The organism is Micromonospora sp. NPDC093243 (assembly GCF_044753725.1).
In the GTDB taxonomy this organism is placed as follows: domain Bacteria; phylum Actinomycetota; class Actinomycetes; order Mycobacteriales; family Micromonosporaceae; genus Micromonospora.
Genome location: NZ_JBIVNT010000003.1, coordinates 403,409 through 426,539, shown reverse-complemented (window position 1 = coordinate 426,539; position 23,131 = coordinate 403,409). Strand labels below are relative to the sequence as shown.

Genomic DNA, 23,131 nt, shown 5'->3' with positions numbered 1-23,131 from the left:
TGACGAAGTGGTCGAGGAGGAACGGAAGTACGAGGTGGATGACGCCTTCGTGCTGCCCGACCTCTCGTCGGCCGCCCCGCCCGGTGGTGAGGTGCGCGCCCGAGCACCGGTGACCCTGCTCGCCACCTACGTCGACACGGTCGATCTGCGGCTGGCCCGGGCCGGGGTCTCACTGCGCCGCCGGGAGGGCGACGAGCTGCCCTGGACGGTGAAACTGCCAACGGACACCCCCGGCATCCGGCAGGAGATCTCCCGGGCCGGGCCGGTCGGCGACCCGCCGGCGGAACTGGCGGCGCTGGTCACCGTGCACGCCCGGGGAGCGCCACTGGCCCCGGCCGCGCTGGTCCGCACCGAGCGGCACGCGTACGACGTGCTCGGGCCGGCCGGCGAGGTGCTCGCCGAGGTGGTCGACGACCGGGTGACCACGCTCGCCGGCGACGGATCCGCCACCGGCGCGTTCCGGGAGCTCGAGGTGGAGCGCAAGGCCGGCGACCGCGCCCTGCTGGACCGGATCGGGTCGGTGCTGCGCGAGGCCGGGGCACGCGGCGGATCCTTCGTCCCGAAGCACGTGCGGGCGCTCGGCCCGGCGGCCGAGCGCGAGCCGGACCTGGTCCCGCCCACCGGCCTGCCGGCCAAGCCCACCGCCGGTGACGTGGTCACCGAGGCGATCCGGCGCGGCGTACGGCGGCTGGTGGAGCACGACCCGCTGGTCCGGCTGCGGGTCCCGCTCGACGGCGACACCGCCGTACACCAGATGCGGGTGGGCTGCCGACGGCTTCGCAGCGACCTGCGCACCTTCGCCCCGCTGCTGCGGCCCGCCTGGGCCCGCGCGCTCCGCGACGAGCTGGCCTGGCTCGCCGGGGTGCTCGGCGCGGCGCGAGACGTCGAGGTGCTGCGTGACCGGCTGCGTCGCACCGCCGCGGCCGACCCGACCAGCCCGCTCGACCCCGCCGCCGTGGACCGGCTGGACGCCGCGCTCGCCGAACGGCAGGACCGGGCGTTGGCGGAGGTGGCCGAGGCGCTGGGCTCCCCCCGCTACCTGGCCCTGGTGGACGCTCTGGTGCTGGCCACCCGGGCGCCCCGGCTCACCCCGAAGGCGAAGCGCCCGGCCGCCCGGGTGCTGCCCCGGCTGGTGGCCCGGCCGTGGCGCCGGCTCGCCGGCGGGAAGCGCCGCCCGGGCGCGGTGGCGGCGCTCGACCCGGCCGGGCCGGACGAGCAGTGGCACGAGGTGCGCAAGCGGGGCAAGCAGGCCCGCTACGCGGTCGCCGCCGTCGCGCCGGTGCTCGGCGCGGACGCCGGCAAGCTGGCCCGCAAGCTGAAGCGGGTGCAGGACGTGCTCGGCGAGCACCAGGACGCCGCGGTCGCGGCGGAGACCTGGCTGGCCCTGGCCGCCGCGCAGCCGGCCGACCACGAGCTGGCGGTCACCGCGGGGCGGCTCGCCGAACGGGAGCGCGCCACGGTGCGCCGGATGCGGGCCGATTTCCCCGCCGCCTGGCATCGCGCCAACCGGCGGAAGCGGACCAGATGGCTGCGGTGACCGAGATCCGCGCGGCCGGCGGGGTCGCCTGGCGGCCGGCAGCCGGCGGGGTCGAGGTCTGCCTGGTGCACCGGCCCCGCTACGGCGACTGGTCGCTGCCGAAGGGGAAGCTGGAGCCGGCCGAGCACCCGTTGGTGGCCGCGGTCCGCGAGGTGGCCGAGGAGACCGACGTGCGGGCGGTGCCGCAGGTCCGGCTCCCCGGCGCGCGCTACCGCAGCGAGGGGCGGCCCAAGGTGGTCGACTACTGGTCGATGCGCGCGGTGGCGACCGGCGGCTTCCAGCCCGGCACCGAGGTTGACGAGGTGCGCTGGCTCGCCGTGGACGACGCGATCCGGCTGGTCAGCTACCCGCACGACGCCGAGGTGCTGGCCGGGTTCGCCGCGCTGCCGCCGGTGATCGGGACGGTGGCGCTCGTCCGGCACGCCCACGCCGGCATGCGCGCGACCTGGTCCGGGCCGGACACGGCGCGGCCGCTCGACGCCGAGGGCTGGGCACAGGCGCAGACGCTGGCGGAACTGGTGTCGCTGCTGCGGCCGGCCCGGCTGGTGTCCGCGTCGCCGCGGCGGTGCGTGCAGACGCTCGGCCCGGCCGCCGCCCGCCTCGACCTGCCGGTCGAGGTCTGCGGCGACCTGGACGAACCGCAGCCGGGCCAGCAGCGCGACGAGCGGGCGCTCGTCCTCGCCGCCCGGCTGCTGGAGCTGGCCGGCACCGGCGACCGGGTGGCGGTGTGCAGCCAGGGCAAGGTGATCCCCGGTGCTCTCGAACAGCTCACCGGCCGGATCGGCGAGGACTTCACCACCCCGAAGGGCGGCGGCTGGCTGCTCGCCTTCGCCACTGACGGGCTGCTCTCCGCCGAGCGCCTCTGACCGACCCGTCCGATGCTGGCGCGCGGCCCGTGTTGGCACCGGTACGACCGACCCGGCCGTCGGGCCTGCGCTCAGGCCGCCGGCAGGGTGAGGGTGACCGCGACCGGGAGGTGGTCGCTGGCCGTGCCGCGCGGCGCGCGGGCCCCGGTGGCGGCGAGGTCAGGGGTGACGAAGACGTGGTCGATCTGCTGCCGTGGACGGTCGGCGGGGCTGGTCGGCAACGGTCGGGCCGCGGCCAGCGCGTCGACCAGCCCGGCCCGGGTGAACTCGGCGAACGCCGCATCGCCGGGCTCGGTGTTCAGGTCACCCGCCACCACCAGCGTCCGGCCGGCCGCGTACCCGGTGGCGAACTCGGCGACCGCGCGCGCCTGGACCACCGGCCCCTGTCCCGGTGGGGGCTGCAGGTGGGTGCTCACCACCGCGGCTCGTACCCCGTCGCCGAGGTCGAGGGTGACCGCGAGGGCCTGCGCACCGGTGGGAGCGCCGACGGCGGGCAGCGACAGGGTTCGCGGCTCGGTGAGCGGCCATCGGCTGAGCACGGCGTCGCCCCACAGCGGATCGGCGGCGGGCGCGAAGACGTACGGCATGCCGAGCCGGTCGGCGAGCAGGTCGAGGGTGTCGTGCCCGCCGTTGAGCAGCCAGCCCCGGTCCACCTCGCTGAGCATCACCACGTCGGGCTGCTGCGGGCGTACGGCGGCGGTCAGGCCGGGCAGGTCGAGCCGCCCGTCCAGCCCGAAGCCCATCCGGATGTTGTAGGCCACCACCGTCAGCTGCTTCGGCGGCCCGTCCCGGTTGCCGGAGAGCGGCACCTCGTCGGCCACCACCGGGGCCAGCAGCGCCAACGCGGTGACCGCCGCGGTGGTCCGGGCCGCCGGCAGCGGTGGGGGCACCGGCTCACCGGCGGGCCGGGCGGCCAGCGCGACCGCGGCGACCAGCACGGCGACCAGCACCGGCACCCAGCCGTTGGGGTAGCCGAGGTCGTAGGCCGAGTAGTACGCGACGGCGGCGAGGGCGAAGACGAGCATGCCGCCGACGGCCGCGTAGCCCCGGCCGGTGGCGGCCCGGGCCTCCGCCGGGTCCACCGTCGAGCGGGTGACCGGTTCGACGCCCGTTGCGTCGCCCGGATCCCGGGTGGTGCCGCCCGGGGCGGCGGGACCGGCTAGACCAGCGGTGTTCCCGGCGGCCGCGGCGTTCCCGGCGGCGGCGGTCCCGGTTGCGGCGGCGTTCCCGGCGGTGGCGGCGTTCCCGGCGGTGGCGGCGTTCCCGGCGGCTTGGGCCAGGCAGGCGCCGAGGCCGACGGCGGCGAGCAGCATCGCCGGGAGCAGCAGGTCGCCCCGGTGCAGGGCGAAGAGCACCCCGCCGGCCAACAGCGCCACCGGGCCGATCAGCACGGCCACCGGTCGGAGCAGCCGCCCGGCTGGTCGGGGCGCTCCGGCCAGCGCGGCCAGCAGGAAGGCGGCGACGGCCAGCGGCAGCGGCGCGAGACCCACCAACGGGGAACGGGCGACGCCCGCCTCGCCCTGCAGGTAGGAGTTCCCGGTGCGGGCCAGCGCCGGGGAGAGCGCCACCATGCCGGCGAGCAGCAGCGCGGGGCCGGCCAGCAGCCAGGCGCGGGCACCACCGGCGCCGGACGGCGCGGACCGCGCCGCCTGCCCGGCCAGGAAGAGCGCCACCAGGACCAGGCTGACCACCCACGCCTCCCAGCGCCCCCACCACACCAGGTCGTACGTGTCGAGGACGGCGTGCCCGGCCGCGCCCACGGCCAGTCCCAGGGCGAGGCCCGGAACCGGGCGGTCGGTCGTCGAGGCGGTGCCGGCGAGCCAGATCAGCCCGGCGAGCAGGCCTGCGGTGGCGAGCAGGAGTTGGGGCCGCCCGCCGGGGGTGGCGGTGAGCGCGATCCGGGCGGCGGCCAGCAGTACGGCCGACGCGACGGTGACTCGGCGGGCACCGACCCGGCGGATCAGCGCCGGCGCGGCCAGGGCGAGCACGAACCAGCCGAGGGCGAAGGCCCCCATCAGCTCGGCCGGGGTCGACGCGGCCTGCCCGAAGATGGTGATGATGCCCGGTAGCCAGACCCGCAGCACGTCGGTGAGCAGCACGACGCCGAGGGCGAGTGCACCGACGGCGAATTGACGCTGACGCACCGACGCCCTCTTCTCGTCCGGCGCCGGCGGGGTGACCGGCACGGCGATTCTCCGCGCGGCGACGGCACCGGTCAATGTCCGCGGATACGCCGAAGGGCGCCCACCCTTGCGGTGGACGCCCTTCGAGCCGGCCGGTCAGCGCCGGGTGGCCGCCTTCTTGGCCGGAGCCTTCTTCGCCGGCGCCTTCTTGGCCGCCGTGCTCTTGCTCGCCGCCGCGGTGGTCTTCTTCGCCGCGGTGGTCTTCTTCGTCGTGGTCGTCTTCGCCGCCGCGGTCTTCCGCGCCGGGGCGGTCTTCTTGCTGGCGGCGGTCTTGGTCGCCGCGCTGGTCTTGGTCGCCTTCGCCGCGGCGGTCTTCTTGCCGGCCGCCTTGGCCCCGGTCGCCTTCGCGCCGGTCGCCTTCGCCCCGGTGGTCTTGGCGGCCGCGGTCGTCTTGGTGGCGGCCGCGATCTTCTTGGCCGCCGCCGTGGCCTTCGGCACCTTGCCGGCGGCCACCATCTCCTTGAACCCGGCGCCCGCGCGGAAGGTCGGCACGGATGTCTTCTTGACCTTCACCGCCTCGCCGGTGCGCGGGTTCCGCGCTGTTCGCGCTCCCCGGACACGCTTTTCGAACGCTCCGAATCCGGTGATCGCCACCTTCTCGCCCTTGGTGACCGCCGCCTGGACCTCAGTGAGGACCGCGTCGAGCGCGGCCGTCGCCGTCTTCCGGTCCCCCAGGCGAACGGCGAGCGCCTCGATGAGCTCGGCCTTGTTCACGACTTCCTCCCGATTGTGCAACTGACTCGACGCGAGCCATTCTGCGCGCACGGTATGCCCTGTGCTGCCTGGACACAAACATTCGGTAGAAAAAAGCCCTTGTGTCGTAACGGATTCGCCCCCACCGGCGGCACCGGTGGGGGCGAATCCGCTGTACGCGTCGGGCGAACGGCTATGCCACAGCGGGCAGGAACGGCGGTCGGGTCGCCTCGTAGGCGCTGATCTCGGCCTCGTGTCGGAGGGTGAGTCCAATGTCATCCAAGCCCTCCATCAACCGCCACCGGCTGAAGTCGTCCAGCGGGAACGACCAGGTGGCGTGCCCGGCACTGACCTCGCGGGTGGCCAGGTCGACGGTGATCCGCACGCTCGGGTCGGACTCGACGAGATCCCAGATCTCCTCGATCGCTTTCAATTCCAACTCGACCGGCAGCAGACCTTCCTTGAGGGCGTTGCCGCGGAAGATGTCGCCGAAGCGGGGCGAGAGCACCGCGCGGAAGCCCCAGTCGCGCAGCGCCCAGACGGCGTGCTCCCGGGACGACCCGGTGCCGAACTCGGGACCGGCCACAAGAATCGACGCCCCCGAATAGACGGCATCGTTGAGCACGAATTCCGGATCTTCCCGCCAGGCGCTGAAGAGCCCGTCGGCGAAACCGGTCCGGGTCACCCGCTTGAGGTACACGGCCGGGATGATCTGATCGGTGTCCACGTTGGACCGGCGCAGCGGAACCGCGGTGCCGGTGTGGGTGGTGAACTTCTGCATCAGCGGTGTCTCCTCTACAGGTCGGCGGGAGCGGCCAGCCGGCCGGCCACGGCGGTGGCGGCGGCGACCGGCGGCGAGACCAGGTGGGTACGCCCGCCCCGGCCCTGCCGGCCCTCGAAGTTGCGGTTGGAGGTGGAGGCGGAGCGCTCGCCCGGCTTGAGGGTGTCCGGGTTCATGCCCAGGCACATCGAGCAGCCGGCGAAGCGCCACTCGGCGCCCGCGTCGGTGAAAACCTTGTCCAGCCCCTCCGCCTCGGCGGCCTCGCGGACGGCGGCGGACCCGGGTACGACCAGCATCCGCACCCCGCCGGCCACCTTGTGCCCGCGCAGCACGTCGGCTGCGGCGCGCAGGTCCTCCAGCCGGCCGTTGGTACAGGAGCCGACGAAGACCACGTCGATCGGCAGTTCGCGCAGTGGCGTGCCGGGGCGCAGATCCATGTACTCCAGGGCCCGCCGGGCCGCGGCCCGCTCCGAGTCGGTGCCGAACTCCTCGGGATCGGGCACCGGCGCGCTCAGCGGTGCGCCCTGGCCGGGGTTGGTGCCCCAGGTGACGAACGGGGTGACCTGACCGGCGTCCAGCGTCACCTCGGCGTCGAAGGTGGCGCCCTGGTCGGTGGGCAGCGTCCGCCAGTAGGCCAACGCCGCGTCCCAGTCCGCCCCCTGCGGCGCGTTCGGCCGCCCCTTGAGGTACGCGAAGGTGGTCTCGTCCGGCGCGATCATGCCGGCCTTGGCGCCCCACTCGATGGACATGTTGGCGATGGTCATCCGGCCCTCCATGGAGAGCGAGCGGATAGCCTCGCCGCGGTACTCGACGATGTGTCCGCGACCGCCGCCGGTGCCCACCTTCGCGATGAGCGCGAGCACCAGGTCCTTGGCGGTGACCCCGGGCGCGAGCTCACCGGTGACCGTCACCGCCATGGTCTTCGGCCGGCTCTGCGGCAGCGTCTGGGTGGCCAGCACGTGCTCGACCTCGCTGGTGCCGATGCCGAAGGCGAGCGCTCCGAACGCGCCGTGGGTGGCGGTGTGCGAGTCGCCGCAGACGATCGTCGTGCCGGGCTGGGTGAGCCCGAGCTGCGGGCCGATGACGTGCACGATCCCCTGGTTGTCGTCGCCCAGCGGGTGCAGCCGCACGCCGAAGTCGGCACAGTTGCGGCGCAGCGTCTCGATCTGGGTGCGCGAGGTCGGGTCGGCGATGGTCAGCAGGTCGCCGCGTCGCTGACGGAACGCCGGGTCGGCGTAGCCGGTCGGGGTGTTGTGATCCTCGGTCGCGATCGTCAGATCGGGACGGCGCACCGGACGGCCGGCGAGCCGCAGCCCGTCGAACGCCTGCGGGCTGGTCACCTCGTGCAAGAGGTGCAGGTCGATGTAGAGCAGGTCCGGCTCGCCGGCGGCGGACCGTACGACGTGCGCGTCCCAGACCTTCTCGGCCAGGGTCCTCGGTTGAGTGACTCCCACCATCTGGACATCCTAAATTCTGGGAGGTAAGTTTCGGCTTGTGGGACACAGTATGAGCGGTGTCGGCGTTCTCGACAAGGCGGTGGTCATCCTGGCCGCCTGTGTCGACGGCGCCAGCCTGGCCGAACTTGTTGAGCGCACGAAGCTGCCCCGGGCCACCGCGCACCGGCTGGCACAGGCGCTGGAGATCCATCGGATGCTGGTACGGGACACCCAGGGCCGCTGGCGTCCCGGGCCACGGCTGGGTGAGCTGGCCAACGCCGCGCCGGACGTGCTGTTGACCGCCGCGGAGCCGCTGCTGGCCGCGCTGCGCGACGCCACCGGCGAGAGCACCCAGCTCTACCTGCGCCGCGCGGACGAGCGGATCTGTGTGGCCGCCGCCGAGCGGGCCAGCGGGCTGCGGGACACCGTTCCGGTGGGTTCGGTGCTACCGATGACGGCCGGCTCGGCCGCGCAGATCCTGCTCGCCTGGGAGCCGCCGGAGGCGGTGATGCCGCTGCTGCCCCGGTCGAAGTTCACCGGACGCACCCTGGCCGAGGTCCGCCGTCGCGGCTGGGCGCAGAGCGTGGCCGAGCGGGAGGCCGGTGTGGCGAGCGTCTCGGCGCCGATCCGGGACCGGACCGGCCGGGTGATCGCCGCGGTCAGCATCTCCGGCCCGATCGAGCGCCTCGGCCGCCGCCCCGGCGAACGCCACGCCATGGCCGTGGTCCGCGCCGGCCAACGCCTCTCCGGCCTCTAACCCCCACCCACCCCCCGCCCCTCGTTGATCATGAAGTTGTTGTCACCCCGATCGGCGTGTCGGGACAACAACTTCATGATCGACAGGCGAGGCGTCGTGGTGGAGGCGCGGGGTACGGGTGTGGGGAGGGTGGGAGGGGGTAAGGGTAGACCCGGCAAAAGGAGAAGAGCCCGCCGCGCTTGCGCGCGACGGGCTCTTGCTGCTGTAGCCCCGACCGGATTCGAACCGGCGCTACCGCCTTGAGAGGGCGGCGTCCTGGGCCGCTAGACGACGGGGCCAGAACCATCTTTCCCTTCGCCGCCCTGCCGGGCGGCGCCGCTGAAGTCTATCAGAGATCTTTTTCGGCCCCCCTGACGGGGAGCGGAGCCGGACTCCAACACACTGCAGCGACCGACATTCTCGCGAACGTCGGTTGCTGGGGTACCAGGACTCGAACCTAGACTAACTGAACCAGAATCAGTCGGGCTGCCAATTACCCCATACCCCATTGGCCCCTTGCGGTGCCGGGAATGAACTTTACCCTCCCGCCACCGACAGGCCAAATCCAACCCCCGAAACCCCACCTGACCAGTAGTTTCTCGGACGTTGGCGCCGGATCAGGCGACCGGGACCACCGGGTTGGTGAGCTCGCCGATCCCCTCGATCCGCACGCTGACCGTATCCCCGTCGGCGAGCGGGCTAACCCCTGCCGGAGTGCCGGTGAGCACCACGTCGCCGGGGAGCAGCGTCATCACGTGCGAGATGTACGACACCAGCGCGGGCACGTCGAAGACCATGTCGCGGGTCCGGCCCAGCTGGCGGACCTCCATCGCGTCCGGGTCGGGGCCGACCTCGCAGCGGATCTCCAGGTCGCTGACGTCCAGCCCGGTGGTGATCCACGGGCCGATCGGGCAGAACGAGTCGAAGCCCTTCGCCCGGGTCCACTGACCGTCGGAGCGCTGCAGGTCGCGGGCGGTCACGTCGTTGGCGCAGGTGTAGCCGAAGATGGCCCGCTCGGCGGCGGCCCGGTCGGCCCGGCGCGCGCCCGGCGCCCCGATCACCACCGCCAGCTCCGCCTCGTGCTCGACCTGCTTGGAGAAGATCGGCAGCCGGATCGCGTCGCGCGGCCCGATCACCGAGGTGGACGGCTTGAGGAACAGCAGCGGCTCCTTCGGCACCTCGCTGCCGTGCTCCGCGGCGTGCTCGGCGTAGTTACGGCCGACACAGACCACCTTGCTGGGCAGGATCGGTGAGAGCAGCCGGACGTCGGAGAGGGCCCAGCGGCCACCGCTGAACTTGATCGGGCCGAACGGGTGCCCCTCGATCTCGGCGATGGTCAGGCCCTGCGGCCCGGCCTCCGGCTCGCCCTCGACGACCCCGAACGACATTCCCTTGGCATGAGCAAAACGAGCGATACGCACCCGGCCAATCTATCCCCGCCGGCGAGGACCCCGGGCCCAGGTGGGTGAGGGTGTGGCGGCGCAGAGTACGCGAACCGACGGCGACCGGGGCCGGTTTCGCCACTTCGTACCCGCACGACGTGATCCCGCCCATAGCGTCGGCTCCGGAGGTTCGTTCGCATGCCTGCATCGACACGACACCACAAGGCCCTGGCGGTGTTCGTTCACTGCCTCGGCATCCTCGCCGCCGTGCCGGCACTGCCCGCGGTGGCCCGCGAACCGGCGGCCGCGCACCAGCGACCACCGGCGGTGGCGCCCGAGCCGTCACCGCCGGAGTCGTCGGCGCCGCCCACGGGCCGGGCGGGCATGCCCGCCGCGCCGCCGGCCGTGCCCACGCCCACCCAGGCGATGCCGCCGCCACCCAAGCCACCGGTCACCGTGGCGGTGGCGCCGGCACCCACGCCGGCGCCGGCCTACCGGATCCACGTCCGCAACAGCGGGAGCGCCCCGGTGGAGACCACGATCCGGCAGGAGCTGCCGCCGGGGTCAGCACCGTCGCTGATCACCGCCGGCGGTCGGGCCAGCCACGTCGGCGCGCAGTCGGCGAGCGAGGTGACCTGGCGGTTGAAGCTGCCGGCGCGCAGCGTCACCACGCTGAACACGTCGCTCGCCACCGCCCCGGCGGGCCAGCCGATGACCGCGCCCGCCTGCGCGTTCACCAGCGATGGCAGCCGTCCGTACGACTGCGCCACCGCCACCTGGAGCGCGGCGGCCACCGGGGCGGCCAAGACGACCTCGACCCCGCTCTGGCAGCGGACGCCGGTGTTGCTGGGGGTGCTGGGGGCGGTGCTGCTCCTGGCCGGCGCGGGCTGGTGGGTGTGGCGGCGACGCCGCCGACCGGTGGCCGCCGCCCTGGCCGGCGGCGCGGCCCCGAGCAGCGATCCTCGGCAGGGCCGGGGCACCATCTATCCGCGCCCGGCGACACCCCGGCCGGCTGGCCGGCGGCGTAGCCCGCCGGTCTGGCTCCTGGTCAGCTCGGCCGTGGTGGTGCTCGCCGCGATCGCCGGCACCGCCGGCTGGACGGCCACCCGCCGGGTCGCCGCGATCGACACCGACAAGCAGCCGACCAGCGGGGCCTGGATGGGCAGCGGGGCCGCCGGCGCGGTGGGCGTGCCGCTGCGTGAGACGGCGTTCGAGTTCACCGTGTACCGGATGGCCTGCTCGGCGGCCGCCGCCACCACCGGGCGGCAGTGCCAGGCGACCGTCGGGGTGCGCAACCTCACTCCGGAGCACCAGGCCTGGCACGGGCAGCTGCAACGGGCGTACCTGCCCGGCGGCCGGTGGGTGAGCACCGACGAGCCGGCCACCCGCAAGGCCAACCTGGGCCGGGACGTCTTCGCCCAACCGGTGGCCGCCGGCAGCCGGGTGGTGCTGCCGCTGGTCTTCACCGTCGACGGACGGGACCCGCCCAAGCAGCTGGAGCTGCGCAGCGGCGTCTTCTCCGCCGGGGTGCGGGTGGACGTGCCCTGACCAGCCGTGGGCGGCGGTCGTACGCTGGGTGCCGTGACCGCCGCCCTCGCCCCCGCCACCGTGCTCGACGCGGCGCAGTGGCAGGCCCGGCAGCGGGCGCACGAGGAGCGGGTCGACGCCTGGCTCACCCCGCACCTGGCCCGCCGACGGCGGGGCGAGAAGCACCCGGTGGAGGACTTCCTCTTCACCTACTACTCGCACCGCCCGGCCCAGCTGCGCCGCTGGCATCCGGGCGCCGGGGTCGAGCTGCGCGGCGCCGACCCGGCGGCGTTCGGCGCCGACTACCGGGCCACCGACGACGGAATCGTCCTCGACGTGGCCGCGGTACGCGCCCGCCGCGCCGAGTCGATCCGCTGGATCCGGTCGCTGCTCGCGGCCACCGCCGGCCGCCCGGCGCACTTCGGCTGCTTCGGGATGCACGAGTGGGCGATGGTCTACCGGCAGACCCAGGCGGAGGTACGGCACAACGCCTGGCCGCTGCGGCTCAGCCCGGAGCAGACCGCCCGGGCGGTGGAGGCGAACCGGGTCCGGTGCAGCCACTTCGACGCGTACCGGTTCTTCACCGCGCCGGCCCGGCCGTTGAACCTGCTCACCCCGACCCGGGAGACCCAGCACGCGCACGAGCAGCCGGGCTGCCTGCACGCCAACATGGACCTTTACAAGTGGTCGTACAAGCTCTCTCCGCTGGTCCCCGCCGAGTTGGTCGCCGACGCGTTCGCCCTGGCCAGGGAGATCCGCACGCTCGACATGCGGGCCAGTCCCTACGACCTGGCGGCGCTCGGTTATCCGCCGGTGCGGGTGGAGACCGCGCAGGGCCGCGCCGAGTACGCCGCCGCCCAGCGGGACTTCGCGGTACGGGCCGCCGCGCTGCGCGACCGGCTGCTGGTCACCGTTCCGGATTGAACTCCCCGTCCGGGCGCCGGCGGGTGTTCACCCGGGTTGGCCGTGGTGCACCGCCCACTCCGACGCCAGGATCGACATCACCGTCGCGTCCACCCAGCCATCACCGTCGCGCAGCGCGTCCCGCAGCACGCCCTCGGCGACGAACCCGACCTTCTCGTACGCCCGCCGGGCACGCGGGTTGAAGGCGTACACCTCAAGCGAGATGCGGTGCAGGCCGAGCCGCTCGAAGCCGTAGCCGACCAGCAGCCGGGTGGCCTCGGTGCCGAGGCCGCGGTCGCGTCCGCCCGGCCCGATCAGGATCCGGAAGCTGCAGCTGTGGTTCTGCGGCTCCCAGAGGTTGAGCACCGCCTCGCCGACGCAGGCGCCGCCGGCCCGGTCCACCACCGCCAGGTCCAGCCGGTCGGTCTGGGCGTTGCGGGTGGTGTACCACTGCCGCAGCCGCTCCTCGTCCGGTGGCCCGTCCGGCGGGCTGCCGGTCAGCCGCTGCACCTCGGGATCGGCCAGCACAGCCCGGAAGACGGCCAGGTCGGCGTCGACGAACGGGCGCAGCACGACCCGCTCGCCGGTCAGGGTGGGCTTGACGGAGAACGGCACGGGCATCGTCGGCTCTGCTCCGCCGGCCGGCCGGAGCCGGTCGTCAAGCTCCGTCCGGCTGGCCAGGAACCAGAGCTGGTGACCCCGGTTGGCTTCGGTCACGAAGTCGCGCAGCGCCGAGCTGGCAGCGAGCCGGGCGGAGATGTCACCGACCACTGCCAGCCGCAGCCGGTAGTTGACGAACTTCTGCACGATCTCGCCGGCCAGCCCGCTGCGCAGCTGGAAGAACTCGTCGCCGAGCCGGGCCGCGGGGAGCACGACCAGCTCCGCGCCGCGCCCGAGCGCGTCGCCGATCACGTCGAGCGCGGCGTCGCGGTCGCGCAGCGCCGGGCCGTCGTCGGCGCAGTCGAGCACGGGTACGCCGTGCAGGTGTCGAAGGGTGTCGGTGGCCATGCCGGAGGACGGTAGTGCTCCGCACCCGCCGGACGCGCGTGAATAACCGGCGCGCCGCCGCCGACCGCTGGTGGCCGTCGACGGCCGGTCGCCGCAGGCGTCTAGTCGCCGTCGACCCGGCGCTCCCGCTTGCGCTGGGACTGACGCTTCTTCTCGGCCAGCCGGCGCTCCTTGGCGCCCCGGGACGGGCGGGTCGGTCGACGCGGCGGGGGCGGCGGCGCCACCGCCTCGCGAAGCAGGCCGGCCAGCCGCTCCCGGGCCGCCTCGCGGTTGGCCAGCTGCGCCCGGTGCTCGCTGGCCGCGATGGTCAGCACGCCGTCGACCAGCCGACCGGCGAGTCGGCTCAGCGCCCGGGCGCGCAGCGATTCCGGCAGGCTCGGCGAGCCGGCGAGGTCGAAGCTCAGCTCGACCCGGGAGTCGGCGGTGTTGACACCCTGGCCGCCCGGGCCGGAGGACCGGGAGAAGCGTTCCCGGAGCTCGGCGGCGGGGACGACCCACCGGTCGTTGACCCGCAGTCCGCCATCCACCCCATGAGGCTATCGCCCGGGCCGCTCGCTCGGGGTGACTGAGGGGGTTGGCGCCGGTCCGGCGGTCTCGTCGTCGGAGCCGACCGCGGCGTAGGCGACCGCGCCGATCAGCAGTAGCGCGATGACGCCGACCTTCGTGGTGACCGCCCGGATCAGCAGCCAGGCCGTCTTCCGGGCTCCCGGCACGCTCTTCTTGACCGTTTGATAGTCGGCCCAGCCGCGCCGGGCGCGGGTGTATGCCGATCCGACGCCAGTTCCGATGAGCAGGCCCGCCACCAGGAGGACCGCGATGAGAGGACGCTCCACCTCCGCCAGTATCCATACTCAGCGTAATATTTCCATGGCCCGATGCTCCCGGGCCGGATATCCGACAGTCGATGCCTTCCCAGCTCGCGCTACCCGTCGGTACCCGCAGCTCAGCCGCCCTTGCCGATGATGGTGTCGGCGGTCTGCTGCACCTGCTCGATCGGGATGGCGAAGCCGATGCCGATCGAGCCGTTCCCGTCGATCGTGGCGATGGCGGTGTTCACCCCGACCACCTCGCCGCGCGCGTTGACCAGGGGCCCACCCGAGTTGCCCGGATTGATGGACGCGTCGGTCTGCACCGCCGTATGCCGGTTGGCCCCGAGGCGCACCTGGCGGTTGAGCGCGCTGACGATCCCGGCCGTGACGGTGCCGGAGAGGCCGAGTGGCGACCCGACGGCCAGCACCGGCTCACCGACCCGCGTGGAGCCCGGCTTGGCCAGCGGCAACGGCGCCAGCCCCGCGCTCGGCGGCACCTTGAGCACCGCCAGGTCGCTGCTCGGCTCCCGGCCGACCACCTCCGCGGTGAAGCGCCGCCCGTCAGGCATCTCCACGGTGACCGATCCGCCGCCGCCCTTGGCGAGGATGTGGTCGTTGGTGATGATGTGCTGCTGGTCGTCGACCGCGAAGCCGGACCCGGTGGCCGCCGCGGCACCGGCCGCCCCGCCGCCGACCAGCACCGACACCACCCCGGGCACGGTGCGCTCGGCCGCGGTCACCAGTTCCGCCGGCACCGGCGCCGCGGACGCCGCCGCCGGGCCGGGGGTGCCGCCACGACTGGCCACCCAGCCGCCGGCCGCGGCGCCCGAGGCGGTGGAGAGCGCCACCACCGCCAGGGCGGCCAGCAACCGAACCCGCCAGCGCCGGCCGGAGTCCCGCCCCGATCCGGGCCCGTCCCAGCGCGCCCGGCCGTCCGGATCCAGTTCCGGGGAGACGAACCAGGGACCACGCGGCTCGCCCAGTCCGGTCTGCACTGCCATGCGTACTCCTCACGTCGGTGTCCTGGGCGGTGGCCGGGCGCGTGCCGGCCGCGGTTCGTCAGGGCAGGCGGGAGAACCAGCGCATCGAGCCGGCCGCGGCACCCATCGCGAACACCAGTCCGAGACCGATGAACCGGGCGGAGACGTCCTGCCGTTCGGTGCGGTAACCGACCGAGGTGCCGATGTCGTCGTAGACCGCCTTCAGCTCCTCGGTCGTGCTGGCCTCGTGGAACATCCCGCCGGTCTCCTCGGCGACCGCGTGCAGGGTCTGCCCGTCCACCGGCACCTGGATCGGGCGCCCGCCCCGGTCCACGAAACCGCCGGGCGTGCCGAAGGAGATGGTGTGCACCGGCACCTTCGCCGCGACCGCCGCCGCGGCGGCCTCCATCGGATCCATGCCCGAGGTGTTCGCCCCGTCGGAGAGCAGCACGATCCGCGCCGGCGGCGGCGCCTTCGCCGCCTCGCTGTCCAGGCCCTTCACCGCGCCGAGCGAGGTGCTGATCGCCTCACCGATGGCGGTCCCCTGCACTCCGGTGATCCCCTCGGCGAGGCGCTGGACCCCGTCGTGCAGCGCCTCCCGGTCCGTGCCGGGCGGCACCAGCACCGCCGCGCTGCCGGCGAACGCGACAAGCCCCACGTTGAACTCGTCCGGCAGCCCGTCCACGAACTTGCGGGCCGCGCCCTTGGCCGCGGCGAGCCGGTCCGGGTCGACGTCGGTGGCGAGCATCGAGGTGGAGACGTCCACCGCCACCATCACGGTGGCCCGTTCCCGGGGCACCCGCACCTCGGCGGTCGGCCGGGCGAAACCGACCACCAGCAGCGCCAGCATGGCCAGGAAGAGCCCGGCGGGCACGTGCCGACGCCAGGCCGGGCGTTGCGGCGCGATCCGGTCGAGCAGCCGCAGATTGGTGAAGCGGACCGCGTACCGGCTGCGTCGGCGCTGCATCATCAGGTAGCCCACCACCAGGGCGAGCACGCCGAGCAGCAGCCAGAGCCGGGCCGGCGACAGCCAGATCACGCGGCACCTCCCCGGCCGACGCCGACCGGCACGGCGGCCAGCCGACGCTGGGCGTGCACGTGCCGCACGATGTCGGCACACCAGTCCCGGTCCGTCCGCAACGACAGGTGCGCCGCCCCACTGCGGCGCAGCGCCTGACGCACCTGGTCGCGCTGGGCGGCCGCCGCAACGGCGTACCGGTCCCGCAGCCCACGGTCCGAAGTGCACACCTCGCGCCGGCGCCCGGTCTCCGGGTCGACGAGCGTGACCAGGCCGACGTCCGGCAGCTCCAGCTCGCGCGGGTCGGTCACCTCCACCGCGAGCACCTGGTGCCGGACGCCGAGACGGCGCAGGGTCCGCTCCCAGGGCGGCGGGTGGTCGGGGTCGTCGGGCAGCCCGTCGAGGAAATCGGAGACCACCACGACCAGGCCACGCTGGGCGGCCACCCGTTGCACGGCGGCGAGCGCGTCGGCCAGGTCCGGTGGCGCGAGGGGCGCGGTCGCCTCGTCGTACCCGCCGGTGCGCGGGGCGGCCAGCAGCGCCCGCAGCAGGCTCAGCAGGTGGGTACGCCCGCTGCGGGCCGGGAACCGGCGCAGTCCCGCCGGGGTGAGCAGTTGCGCGCCGAGCCGATTGCCGACGCCCGCGGTCAGGAAGCCGATCGCGGCGACCGCCGCCACGGAGAGCTCCCGCTTGTCCAGCTCGGCGGTGCCGAACTCCATGCTCGGGCTGGCGTCCACCAGCAACCAGGTGGTCAGCTCCCGGTCGGCGTCCACCTGACGGATGTGCGGCACGCTGGTGCGGGCGGTGACCGCCCAGTCCATCCGGCGCACCTCGTCCTCGCCGGGCCGGTACTCACGGCTGCCCGCCGGCTCGCTCCCCGGCCCGGGCAGCAGACCGCGGTACTGGCCGTGCAGCAGGCCGTTCAGGCGCCGGATGACGGTCAGTTCCAGGCGACGCAACCGCTGGTCGGGGGCGAGGTCGGCGAGACCGGGATCGGCCGGCACGGCCGCGACGGATTCGGTGCGCCTCATGCCGCCGCCAGATCCGGGGCCTGCTCCGGCTTCGTGGCCAGGCGGGGCGGGGGCACCGCCTCGACCAGCCGCCGCACGACCGACTCGGCGGTGACCCCGTCGGCGACCGCGTCGAAGGAGAGCACCAGCCGGTGCGAGAGCACGTCGGTGGCCAGCTCGCGGACGTCCTCGGGGAGCACGTACTCGCGCCCGCGCAGCAGCGCCTGGGCCCGGGCGGCGGCGACCAGGCCGAGGGTGGCTCGCGGGCTCGCCCCGTACGCCAGCAGCGGGGCGAGTTCGGGCAGCCCGAACCGTCCCGGGTCCCGGGTGGCCAGGATCAGCCGGACCACGTACTCGGCCAGCGCGTGGTGGACGAAGACGCGTTCGGCGCGGGCCTGCAGCTGCCGCAGCCGCTCCGGGTCGAGCACCTGCCGGGACGTGGGCCGGTCGGTGCTCATCCGGTAGAGGATGGCCAGCTCGTCGGCGTCGCTCGGGTAGTCGACGACGACCTTCATGAGGAACCGGTCCCGCTGTGCCTCCGGCAGCTGGTAGACCCCCTCCGACTCGATCGGGTTCTGGGTCGCCAGCACCAGGAACGGCGTCGGGACGGGATAGCTGCGCCCGCCGATGGAGACCTGCCGCTCGGCCATCGCCTCCAGCAGCGCCGACTGCACCTTCGCAGGGGCCCGGTTGATCTCGTCGGCGAGCACCAGGTTCGCCATCACCGGCCCCAGCTCGATGTCGAAGCTCTCCTGGGAGGCCCGGTAGATCCGGGTGCCGACGATGTCCGACGGGACCAGGTCCGGGGTGAACTGGATCCGGGAGAAGGTGCCACCGACCACTGTGGCGAGGGTCTGCGCGGCCAGGGTCTTGGCCACGCCGGGCACCCCTTCGAGCAGGCAGTGCCCGTCGGCGATCAGGGCGGTGAGCAGGCGCTCGACGAGCCGATCCTGCCCGACGATCACGCGTTTGACCTCGAAGAGGGTCTGTTCCAGCTCGGCTGGTGTCGGTTCGGCTTCGACCGAGCTGGGCATGCTGGCCAGGGTGTCCGAGATGTCCGTCACGGTGCTTGCTTCCCGTGGCGGTGGCCGGACAAACGTCGGATTATCAGCGCCGGAGCGGCCGTTTCGCTCCCGGATCGGGACAACCCGCCTGAGTGGGCGACGGACGGCCCGGGGCGGCACGAGGCACGCAACAGGTATGGACACGGTGCGGCCCCCGCGCGGATCGCGCAGGGGCCGACGCCGGTGCCGTCAGCTGGTGTGGACGACCAGGTGGAACGGCAGGTCGGCCGCGACACCGGCCGAGTTGCGGGTCTGGATGAAGACCGCGTTGGGCGTGGAGAGCCGCGGTGCGACCGCGATCTCGCCACCCGCCGGGATGCAGCAGGGGTCCGGCCGACCGATGGTGGCCACGTAGACCCCGGCCGAGACGATGTAGCCGTACTGCACCTCGTACTGGCCGACGCCGTACTTGATGACGGTGCCGGCGCCGCGGGCCTTGGTGCCGTTGGCGTTGACGACGGTGATGCTGGTGCTGGCGATGAGGGTGCTGTTGGCGTTGAGCGCGGCCCGCGCCTTACGGGCCGACTCGGCCGTGACCGGCGGCTGGGTGCTGGTGCTGCGAGCCGCCGGCTGGACGGCTTCCGGCGCCTTCGCGGCCGGCTGGGCGACGGCGATGCCGCCCCCGGCCAGGGTGAGTCCGAGAACGGCGAACGCGACAGCGATCGCCTTACGTCGGAATGGTGTGGTCATGACAGGTCCCCCTTGTGTGACCGTGAAAATTCGGCCGACCCGCGGGGCGGGACGGATGACAGCCTTGTTTTTCCATCGTCGACTGACTCCGCCCGAAAACTGTCGAGGAAATAGCTTCAGCGCACCGTGATTTGCTTCCTCAATCAATTTCCACCCAAGCTGAGCAGGTATTACTACTCAGAGTTGCGGAGCTTTGACCACGTGGAACGTAGCACCGCAAAAAGCTGGACGTCAATAGCGACAAGCGGCCCGGCAACTGTCGCCTACCTGGCAGAAGAATTGTGAAATGTGAACGCGTGACCATTCACGAAATTGCCGGGCCATGCCCGCGTGCGGCGCGGGATAGATTGCTCGCATGATCACCGAGCCTCGGGTACGGCCGGCCGATAGTCGGCGGCGGCGAGCGGTCGACGCACTCTGCTGGCTCGCCGTGACACCCGCCGCCATCTGGGCCGGGCTCCGGTTGGCCGGCCTGGACCGCGGGCCGCTGGTGCAGGCGCTCGCCTTCACGCCGTACGTCGCGGCCTGGAGCCTGGCGCCGGTGGTGCTCGCACTCGCCCTGCGGCGGCGGTGGCCGGCGCTGGTCGCGGCGGTGGCGGCGGTGGCGCTGCTCGGCGTGGTCGCGCCGCGGGCGCTCGGCTCGGCGCCGCCACCGGCCCGCGGCCCGACCGTACGACTGCTCACCGCCAACCTGCTGGCCGGAGCCGCCGATCCGGCCGCGCTGGTCGACCTGGTCCGCCGGCACCGCGTCGACGTGCTGGTCGTGCAGGAGTTCACCCCCGGCGCGCAGGCCGACCTCGACCGGCTCGGGCTCGACCGGCTGCTGCCCCACCGGCAGCTCAACCCGCTCGTCGGCACCCCCGGCTCCGGCCTCTACGCACGCTTCCCGATCAGCGACGCCGGGGTCCGCAGCAACCGTGGCGGCTGGGGCTTCACCCAGGCCTACGGCACCCTCACCGTCCCCGGCGCACCACCGGTACGGGTCGAGTCCGCGCACCCGTCCGCGCCGTACGCCGTCGACCAGGTCGGCTTCTGGCGCGCCGACCTGGCGGCGCAACCCCCGGCCACCCCGGACGGCACGCTGCGGATCCTGGCCGGCGACTTCAACGCGACCCTGGACCACGCACCGCTGCGGGCCCTGCTGGGCACCGGCTACGTGGACGCGGCCGACGCGACCGGTCAGGGGCTGGTCGGCACCTGGGGGCCGTACGACGGCGACCTGATCCCGCCGGTCACCATCGACCACGTCCTGGTCGACCGGCGGATCGCCGCCCAGGCGGTCGAGGTCCGGCCCCTCGCCGGCAGCGATCACCGGCCGGTCCTCGCCACCCTCCGCCTCCCCACCCCCGACCAGGCGGGTCAGACCTTGGCGCGGGAGAGGCCGTAGGTGAGGGCGTCGACGAGGGCGTGCCAGCTCGCCTCGACCACGTTGGGGTGCACACCGACCGTGGTCCAGTCGCGTCCGGCGCCGTCGGCGGTCTCCACCAGCACCCGGGTCACCGCGCCGGTGCCGTGGCTGCCCTCCAGGATGCGCACCTTGTAGTCGGCCAACTCGAAGTCACGCAGCTCCGGGTAGTGCCGGGCCAGCCCGACCCGCAGCGCCTCGTCCAGGGCGTTGACCGGGCCGTTGCCCTCGGCGGTGGCGATCACCCGCTCACCGCGTACCCGGATCTTGACGGTGGCCTCGGAGACCACCGCGCCGTCCTCCCGGTGCTCGACCAGCACCCGGTACGACTCGAGCGCGAACGGCCGCGCCGGGGCGCCCTCCGGCAGCTCGGAGCGGACCAGCAGCTCGAACGAGGCGTCGGCGGCCTCGAACGACCAGCCACCGGCCTCCAGTTCCTTCACCCGCCTGGTCACCCGGGACAGGGTCTCCGGATGGCCGGCCAGGTCCAGACCGAGCTCACGACTCTTGAGCTCGACACTGGCCCGACCGGCCATCTCGGTAACCAGGATCCGCATGTCGTTGCCCACCACCGACGGGTCCACGTGGTTGTAGAGCAACGGGTCGACCTTGATCGCGCTCGCGTGCAGCCCCGCCTTGTGGGCGAAGGCCGCGGCCCCGACATAGGCCTGGTGAGTGTCGGGGGCGATGTTGGCGATCTCGGCGATGGCGTGCGAGACCCGCACCATCTGTTCCAGGCAGCCCGCCGGTAGTACGGGCAGCCCAAGCTTGAGTTGGAGGTTGGCGACGACCGCGAAGATGTCGGCGTTGCCCGGGCGCTCGCCGTACCCGTTGGCGGTGCCCTGGACGTGTCGGACGCCGGCCTCGACGGCGGCGATGGTGTTGGCCACCGCGCAGGCGGTGTCGTTCTGGCAGTGGATGCCGAGCCGCTCCGGTGCCACGCCGAGCCGGTCGGTGACATCGGCGATCACCGCGCTGACCTGCGACGGGAGCATCCCGCCGTTGGTGTCGCAGAGCACCATCACCTCAGCGCCGGCGGCCAGTGCCGTCTCCACCACCGCCGCGCCGTACGCCGGGTCGTTGCGGTAGCCGTCGAAGAAGTGCTCGCCGTCGACGAAGACCCGTCGCCCCTCGGCGACGAGGTGCGCCACCGTGTCGTGGATCATGGCGAGGTTCTCCCCCGCCGTCGTGCGCAGCGCCCGTTCGACGTGCCGCAGGTCGGCCTTGGCGACCAGCGCCACCGCCGGCGTCTCCGCGTCGAGCAGCGCGCGCACCTGCGGGTCCTCGCCGACCGCGACGCCGGCCCGCCGAGTGGCGCCGAACGCGACCAGTACCGCGTGCCGCAGGTCGAGTTCGGTACGCGCCCGGTGGAAGAACTCGGTGTCCTTCGGCACCGCCCCCGGCCAGCCGCCCTCGATGAAGCCGACCCCGAACTCGTCGAGCAGCCGGGCCACGGCCAGCTTGTCGACCACCGAGTAGCTGAGCCCCTCGCGCTGCGCGCCGTCGCGCAACGTCGTGTCGTAGACCTGGAACCTCATGGCGTGCCTTTCTCTCCAACGAGCTGCGGGACGCGGGTGGGCTGCGGGCATCGACCGGACGGGACCGCCGGGAGCAACAAAAAGACCCCCCGCGGATGCGGGAGGTCTGCGCGCTCGGCGGGGAGGGGCCGGCGCGCTAGCTGCCAAGAATCAGGGCGGTGCTGTTCACGATCGGTACTCTGCCACCCGCTCACTGGTTTTGGGAGGAACAATCCACATGTCGGGACAGTGACGGAGGGTTGTCGTACGGCGCGAGCGCCGAGCACCCGGCCAGAGACCATCATCCGTGATCGACTTCACAAGTCATCTGGGCGCTGTCAAGGGAAAACGCTGCTGCGGCAGTATCTGGAACTGATCCAGTTAACGGCCTCGTGCCGGCGTCAAGGAGGACTCTTGCTCACTGTCGGTGACCGCTTCCCCGAGTACGAACTCACCGCCTGCGTCTCGCTCGACGCGGACAAGGCGTTCGAGACGATCACCCACAAGTCCCACCAGGGCAAGTGGCGGGTCGTTTTCTTCTGGCCGAAGGACTTCACCTTCATCTGCCCCACCGAGATCGCCGAGTTCGGCCGGCTCAACGGCGAGTTCGCCGACCGGGACGCCCAGGTTCTCGGCGTGTCGGTGGACAACGAGTACGTCCACTACGCGTGGCGCAAGGACCACCCGGACCTGCGTGAGCTGCCGTTCCCGATGATGAGCGACATCAAGCGCGAGCTGACCAGCGACTGCGGCGTGCTCGGCGCGGACGGCGTGGCCCAGCGGGCGACCTTCATCATCGACCCGGACAACGAGATCCAGTTCGCGATGGTCACCGCCGGCTCGGTCGGCCGCAACGTCTCCGAGGTGCTGCGGGTGCTCGACGCGTTGCAGACCGACGAGCTCTGCCCCTGCAACTGGAACAAGGGCGGCGCGACCCTGGACGCCAACACGCTGCTCGCCGGCGCCGGAGTCTGACCGTGGGCCTCGACGCGATCAAGGCGGGCCTGCCCGACTACGCCAAGGACATCAAGCTCAACCTCGGCTCGACCATCACCACCTCGACGCTGAAGCCGGACCAGGCCTGGGGCACCGCTCTGGCCTGCGCGGTGGCCGCCCGCAACCCGGTGGTGCTGAGGGAGATCGCCGCCGAGGCGGCCGAACACCTCGCGCCGGAGGCGGTCGAGGCGGCCAAGGCCGCGGCGACCATCATGGCGATGAACAACATCTACTACCGGGCCAAGCACCTGATCGGCGACGAGCAGTACCAGTCGATCCCGGCTCGACTGCGGATGCAGATCATCGCCAGGCCGGGTGTGGAGAAGGTGGACTTCGAACTCTGGTGCCTCGCCGTCTCGGCGATCACCGGGTGCGGCGTCTGCCTCGAGTCGCACGAGAAGACCCTGCGAGCCGCCGGCTTCAGCCGTGAGCAGGTGCACGAGGGGCTGCGGATCGCCTCCGTGGTGCACGCCGCCGCAGTCGCGTACGACGCGGAGGCCGCGCTCGCCTGAGCATCGCCGACGAGAAGGGCCGGCCGGTCACACCGGCCGGTCCTTTTTCCGTGGCGGGGGTGTAGCGATCTCGACACC

Annotated in this window: 22 protein-coding genes, 2 tRNA genes and 1 pseudogene; 8 read left to right on the top strand and 17 right to left on the bottom strand. The window is 73.3% G+C overall.

Going from position 1 to position 23,131, the window contains the following annotated elements; translation table 11 throughout:
* Positions 1-7: 7 nt before the first annotated feature.
* Together ACIP9D_RS11605 and ACIP9D_RS11600 are read left to right on the top strand one after the other, a co-directional pair.
* Complete coding sequence (locus ACIP9D_RS11605) at positions 8-1,537, top strand: CYTH and CHAD domain-containing protein (RefSeq protein WP_350869580.1); 1,530 nt, start codon at positions 8-10, stop codon at positions 1,535-1,537.
* Positions 1,525-2,403 (top strand): NUDIX hydrolase, encoded by an 879-nt coding sequence (locus ACIP9D_RS11600; RefSeq protein WP_350869579.1) that lies wholly within the window; start codon positions 1,525-1,527, stop codon positions 2,401-2,403. The genes ACIP9D_RS11605 and ACIP9D_RS11600 overlap by 13 nt, the downstream gene beginning before the upstream one ends.
* Positions 2,404-2,474: 71 nt before the next feature.
* Here ACIP9D_RS11600 and ACIP9D_RS11595 read toward each other — a convergent pair whose 3' ends face one another.
* From ACIP9D_RS11595 to leuC, 4 genes are all read right to left on the bottom strand, one after another.
* Positions 2,475-4,547, bottom strand: coding sequence for an endonuclease/exonuclease/phosphatase family protein (locus ACIP9D_RS11595; RefSeq protein WP_350869577.1), 2,073 nt, complete (start codon positions 4,545-4,547; stop codon positions 2,475-2,477).
* A gap of 135 nt (positions 4,548-4,682) precedes the next feature.
* Positions 4,683-5,300, bottom strand: coding sequence for an HU family DNA-binding protein (locus tag ACIP9D_RS11590; RefSeq protein ID WP_350869575.1), 618 nt, complete (start codon positions 5,298-5,300; stop codon positions 4,683-4,685).
* A 172-nt stretch (positions 5,301-5,472) separates the two neighbouring features.
* A complete protein-coding gene (gene leuD / locus ACIP9D_RS11585) occupies positions 5,473-6,060 on the bottom strand; it encodes a 3-isopropylmalate dehydratase small subunit (RefSeq protein WP_350869573.1) in 588 nt (195 codons plus the stop codon).
* Positions 6,061-6,074: 14 nt separating this feature from the next.
* Complete coding sequence (gene leuC / locus ACIP9D_RS11580) at positions 6,075-7,517, bottom strand: 3-isopropylmalate dehydratase large subunit (RefSeq protein ID WP_350869571.1); 1,443 nt, start codon at positions 7,515-7,517, stop codon at positions 6,075-6,077.
* 49 nt (positions 7,518-7,566) lie between these two features.
* On the opposite strand from leuC, the gene ACIP9D_RS11575 reads away from it, so the two are divergent.
* Positions 7,567-8,253: an IclR family transcriptional regulator gene (locus ACIP9D_RS11575; protein ID WP_350869568.1), complete on the top strand. Its 687-nt coding sequence runs from the start codon at positions 7,567-7,569 to the stop codon at positions 8,251-8,253.
* A 205-nt stretch (positions 8,254-8,458) separates the two neighbouring features.
* Here the strand turns inward: ACIP9D_RS11575 and ACIP9D_RS11570 are convergent.
* From ACIP9D_RS11570 to ACIP9D_RS11560, 3 genes are all read right to left on the bottom strand, one after another.
* A tRNA-Glu gene (locus ACIP9D_RS11570) sits at positions 8,459-8,531 on the bottom strand.
* Positions 8,532-8,668: 137 nt separating this feature from the next.
* Positions 8,669-8,740: transfer RNA gene (locus ACIP9D_RS11565), tRNA-Gln, on the bottom strand.
* 109 nt (positions 8,741-8,849) lie between these two features.
* A complete protein-coding gene (locus tag ACIP9D_RS11560) occupies positions 8,850-9,653 on the bottom strand; it encodes a fumarylacetoacetate hydrolase family protein (RefSeq protein WP_350869566.1) in 804 nt (267 codons plus the stop codon).
* A gap of 159 nt (positions 9,654-9,812) precedes the next feature.
* Between ACIP9D_RS11560 and ACIP9D_RS11555 the strand changes: the two genes are divergently transcribed.
* Together ACIP9D_RS11555 and ACIP9D_RS11550 are read left to right on the top strand one after the other, a co-directional pair.
* Positions 9,813-11,162: a hypothetical protein gene (locus tag ACIP9D_RS11555; RefSeq protein ID WP_350869565.1), complete on the top strand. Its 1,350-nt coding sequence runs from the start codon at positions 9,813-9,815 to the stop codon at positions 11,160-11,162.
* A gap of 33 nt (positions 11,163-11,195) precedes the next feature.
* Positions 11,196-12,065 carry a 3-methyladenine DNA glycosylase gene (locus ACIP9D_RS11550; RefSeq protein WP_350869563.1) on the top strand — a complete coding sequence of 290 codons (870 nt, stop codon included), beginning with the start codon at positions 11,196-11,198 and terminating at the stop codon, positions 12,063-12,065.
* A 27-nt stretch (positions 12,066-12,092) separates the two neighbouring features.
* On the opposite strand, the gene ACIP9D_RS11545 is transcribed toward ACIP9D_RS11550, so the two are convergent.
* The 9 genes and pseudogenes from ACIP9D_RS11545 to ACIP9D_RS11505 form a co-directional block, all read right to left on the bottom strand.
* Positions 12,093-12,665 carry a GNAT family protein gene (locus ACIP9D_RS11545; RefSeq protein WP_350869954.1) on the bottom strand — a complete coding sequence of 191 codons (573 nt, stop codon included), beginning with the start codon at positions 12,663-12,665 and terminating at the stop codon, positions 12,093-12,095.
* Positions 12,666-12,704: 39 nt separating this feature from the next.
* Positions 12,705-13,052 (bottom strand): annotated as a pseudogene (locus ACIP9D_RS11540) (DUF4180 domain-containing protein); the annotation flags it as partial.
* Between the two features lie 101 nt (positions 13,053-13,153).
* Positions 13,154-13,579 (bottom strand): alternative ribosome rescue aminoacyl-tRNA hydrolase ArfB, encoded by a 426-nt coding sequence (gene arfB, locus ACIP9D_RS11535; RefSeq protein ID WP_350869561.1) that lies wholly within the window; start codon positions 13,577-13,579, stop codon positions 13,154-13,156.
* 9 nt (positions 13,580-13,588) lie between these two features.
* A complete protein-coding gene (locus tag ACIP9D_RS11530) occupies positions 13,589-13,885 on the bottom strand; it encodes a hypothetical protein (protein ID WP_350869559.1) in 297 nt (98 codons plus the stop codon).
* A gap of 110 nt (positions 13,886-13,995) precedes the next feature.
* The gene (locus ACIP9D_RS11525; protein ID WP_350869557.1) at positions 13,996-14,862 is read right to left on the bottom strand and encodes a trypsin-like peptidase domain-containing protein; all 867 of its coding nucleotides are present in this window, start codon (positions 14,860-14,862) and stop codon (positions 13,996-13,998) included.
* A 58-nt stretch (positions 14,863-14,920) separates the two neighbouring features.
* Positions 14,921-15,880, bottom strand: coding sequence for a VWA domain-containing protein (locus ACIP9D_RS11520; protein WP_350869555.1), 960 nt, complete (start codon positions 15,878-15,880; stop codon positions 14,921-14,923).
* Positions 15,877-16,863, bottom strand: a complete 987-nt coding sequence (locus ACIP9D_RS11515) for a DUF58 domain-containing protein (protein WP_350869953.1) — start codon at positions 16,861-16,863, stop codon at positions 15,877-15,879. The genes ACIP9D_RS11520 and ACIP9D_RS11515 overlap by 4 nt, the downstream gene beginning before the upstream one ends.
* Before the next feature lie 23 nt (positions 16,864-16,886).
* Entirely contained in the window at positions 16,887-17,933 is a 1,047-nt protein-coding gene (locus ACIP9D_RS11510; RefSeq protein ID WP_350869554.1) for a MoxR family ATPase, read from the bottom strand.
* Positions 17,934-18,122: 189 nt separating this feature from the next.
* The gene (locus ACIP9D_RS11505) at positions 18,123-18,623 is read right to left on the bottom strand and encodes a hypothetical protein (RefSeq protein WP_350869552.1); all 501 of its coding nucleotides are present in this window, start codon (positions 18,621-18,623) and stop codon (positions 18,123-18,125) included.
* A 355-nt stretch (positions 18,624-18,978) separates the two neighbouring features.
* On the opposite strand from ACIP9D_RS11505, the gene ACIP9D_RS11500 reads away from it, so the two are divergent.
* Positions 18,979-20,010, top strand: a complete 1,032-nt coding sequence (locus ACIP9D_RS11500) for an endonuclease/exonuclease/phosphatase family protein (RefSeq protein WP_350869550.1) — start codon at positions 18,979-18,981, stop codon at positions 20,008-20,010.
* Here the strand turns inward: ACIP9D_RS11500 and cimA are convergent.
* Complete coding sequence (cimA, locus tag ACIP9D_RS11495) at positions 19,983-21,566, bottom strand: citramalate synthase (RefSeq protein WP_350869548.1); 1,584 nt, start codon at positions 21,564-21,566, stop codon at positions 19,983-19,985. The genes ACIP9D_RS11500 and cimA overlap by 28 nt on opposite strands.
* A 393-nt stretch (positions 21,567-21,959) precedes the next feature.
* Between cimA and ACIP9D_RS11490 the strand changes: the two genes are divergently transcribed.
* Both ACIP9D_RS11490 and ACIP9D_RS11485 read left to right on the top strand, forming a co-directional pair.
* Positions 21,960-22,520, top strand: coding sequence for a peroxiredoxin (locus ACIP9D_RS11490; protein ID WP_350869546.1), 561 nt, complete (start codon positions 21,960-21,962; stop codon positions 22,518-22,520).
* A 2-nt stretch (positions 22,521-22,522) separates the two neighbouring features.
* Entirely contained in the window at positions 22,523-23,053 is a 531-nt protein-coding gene (locus tag ACIP9D_RS11485) for a carboxymuconolactone decarboxylase family protein (RefSeq protein ID WP_350869543.1), read from the top strand.
* Positions 23,054-23,131: the final 78 nt, after the last annotated feature.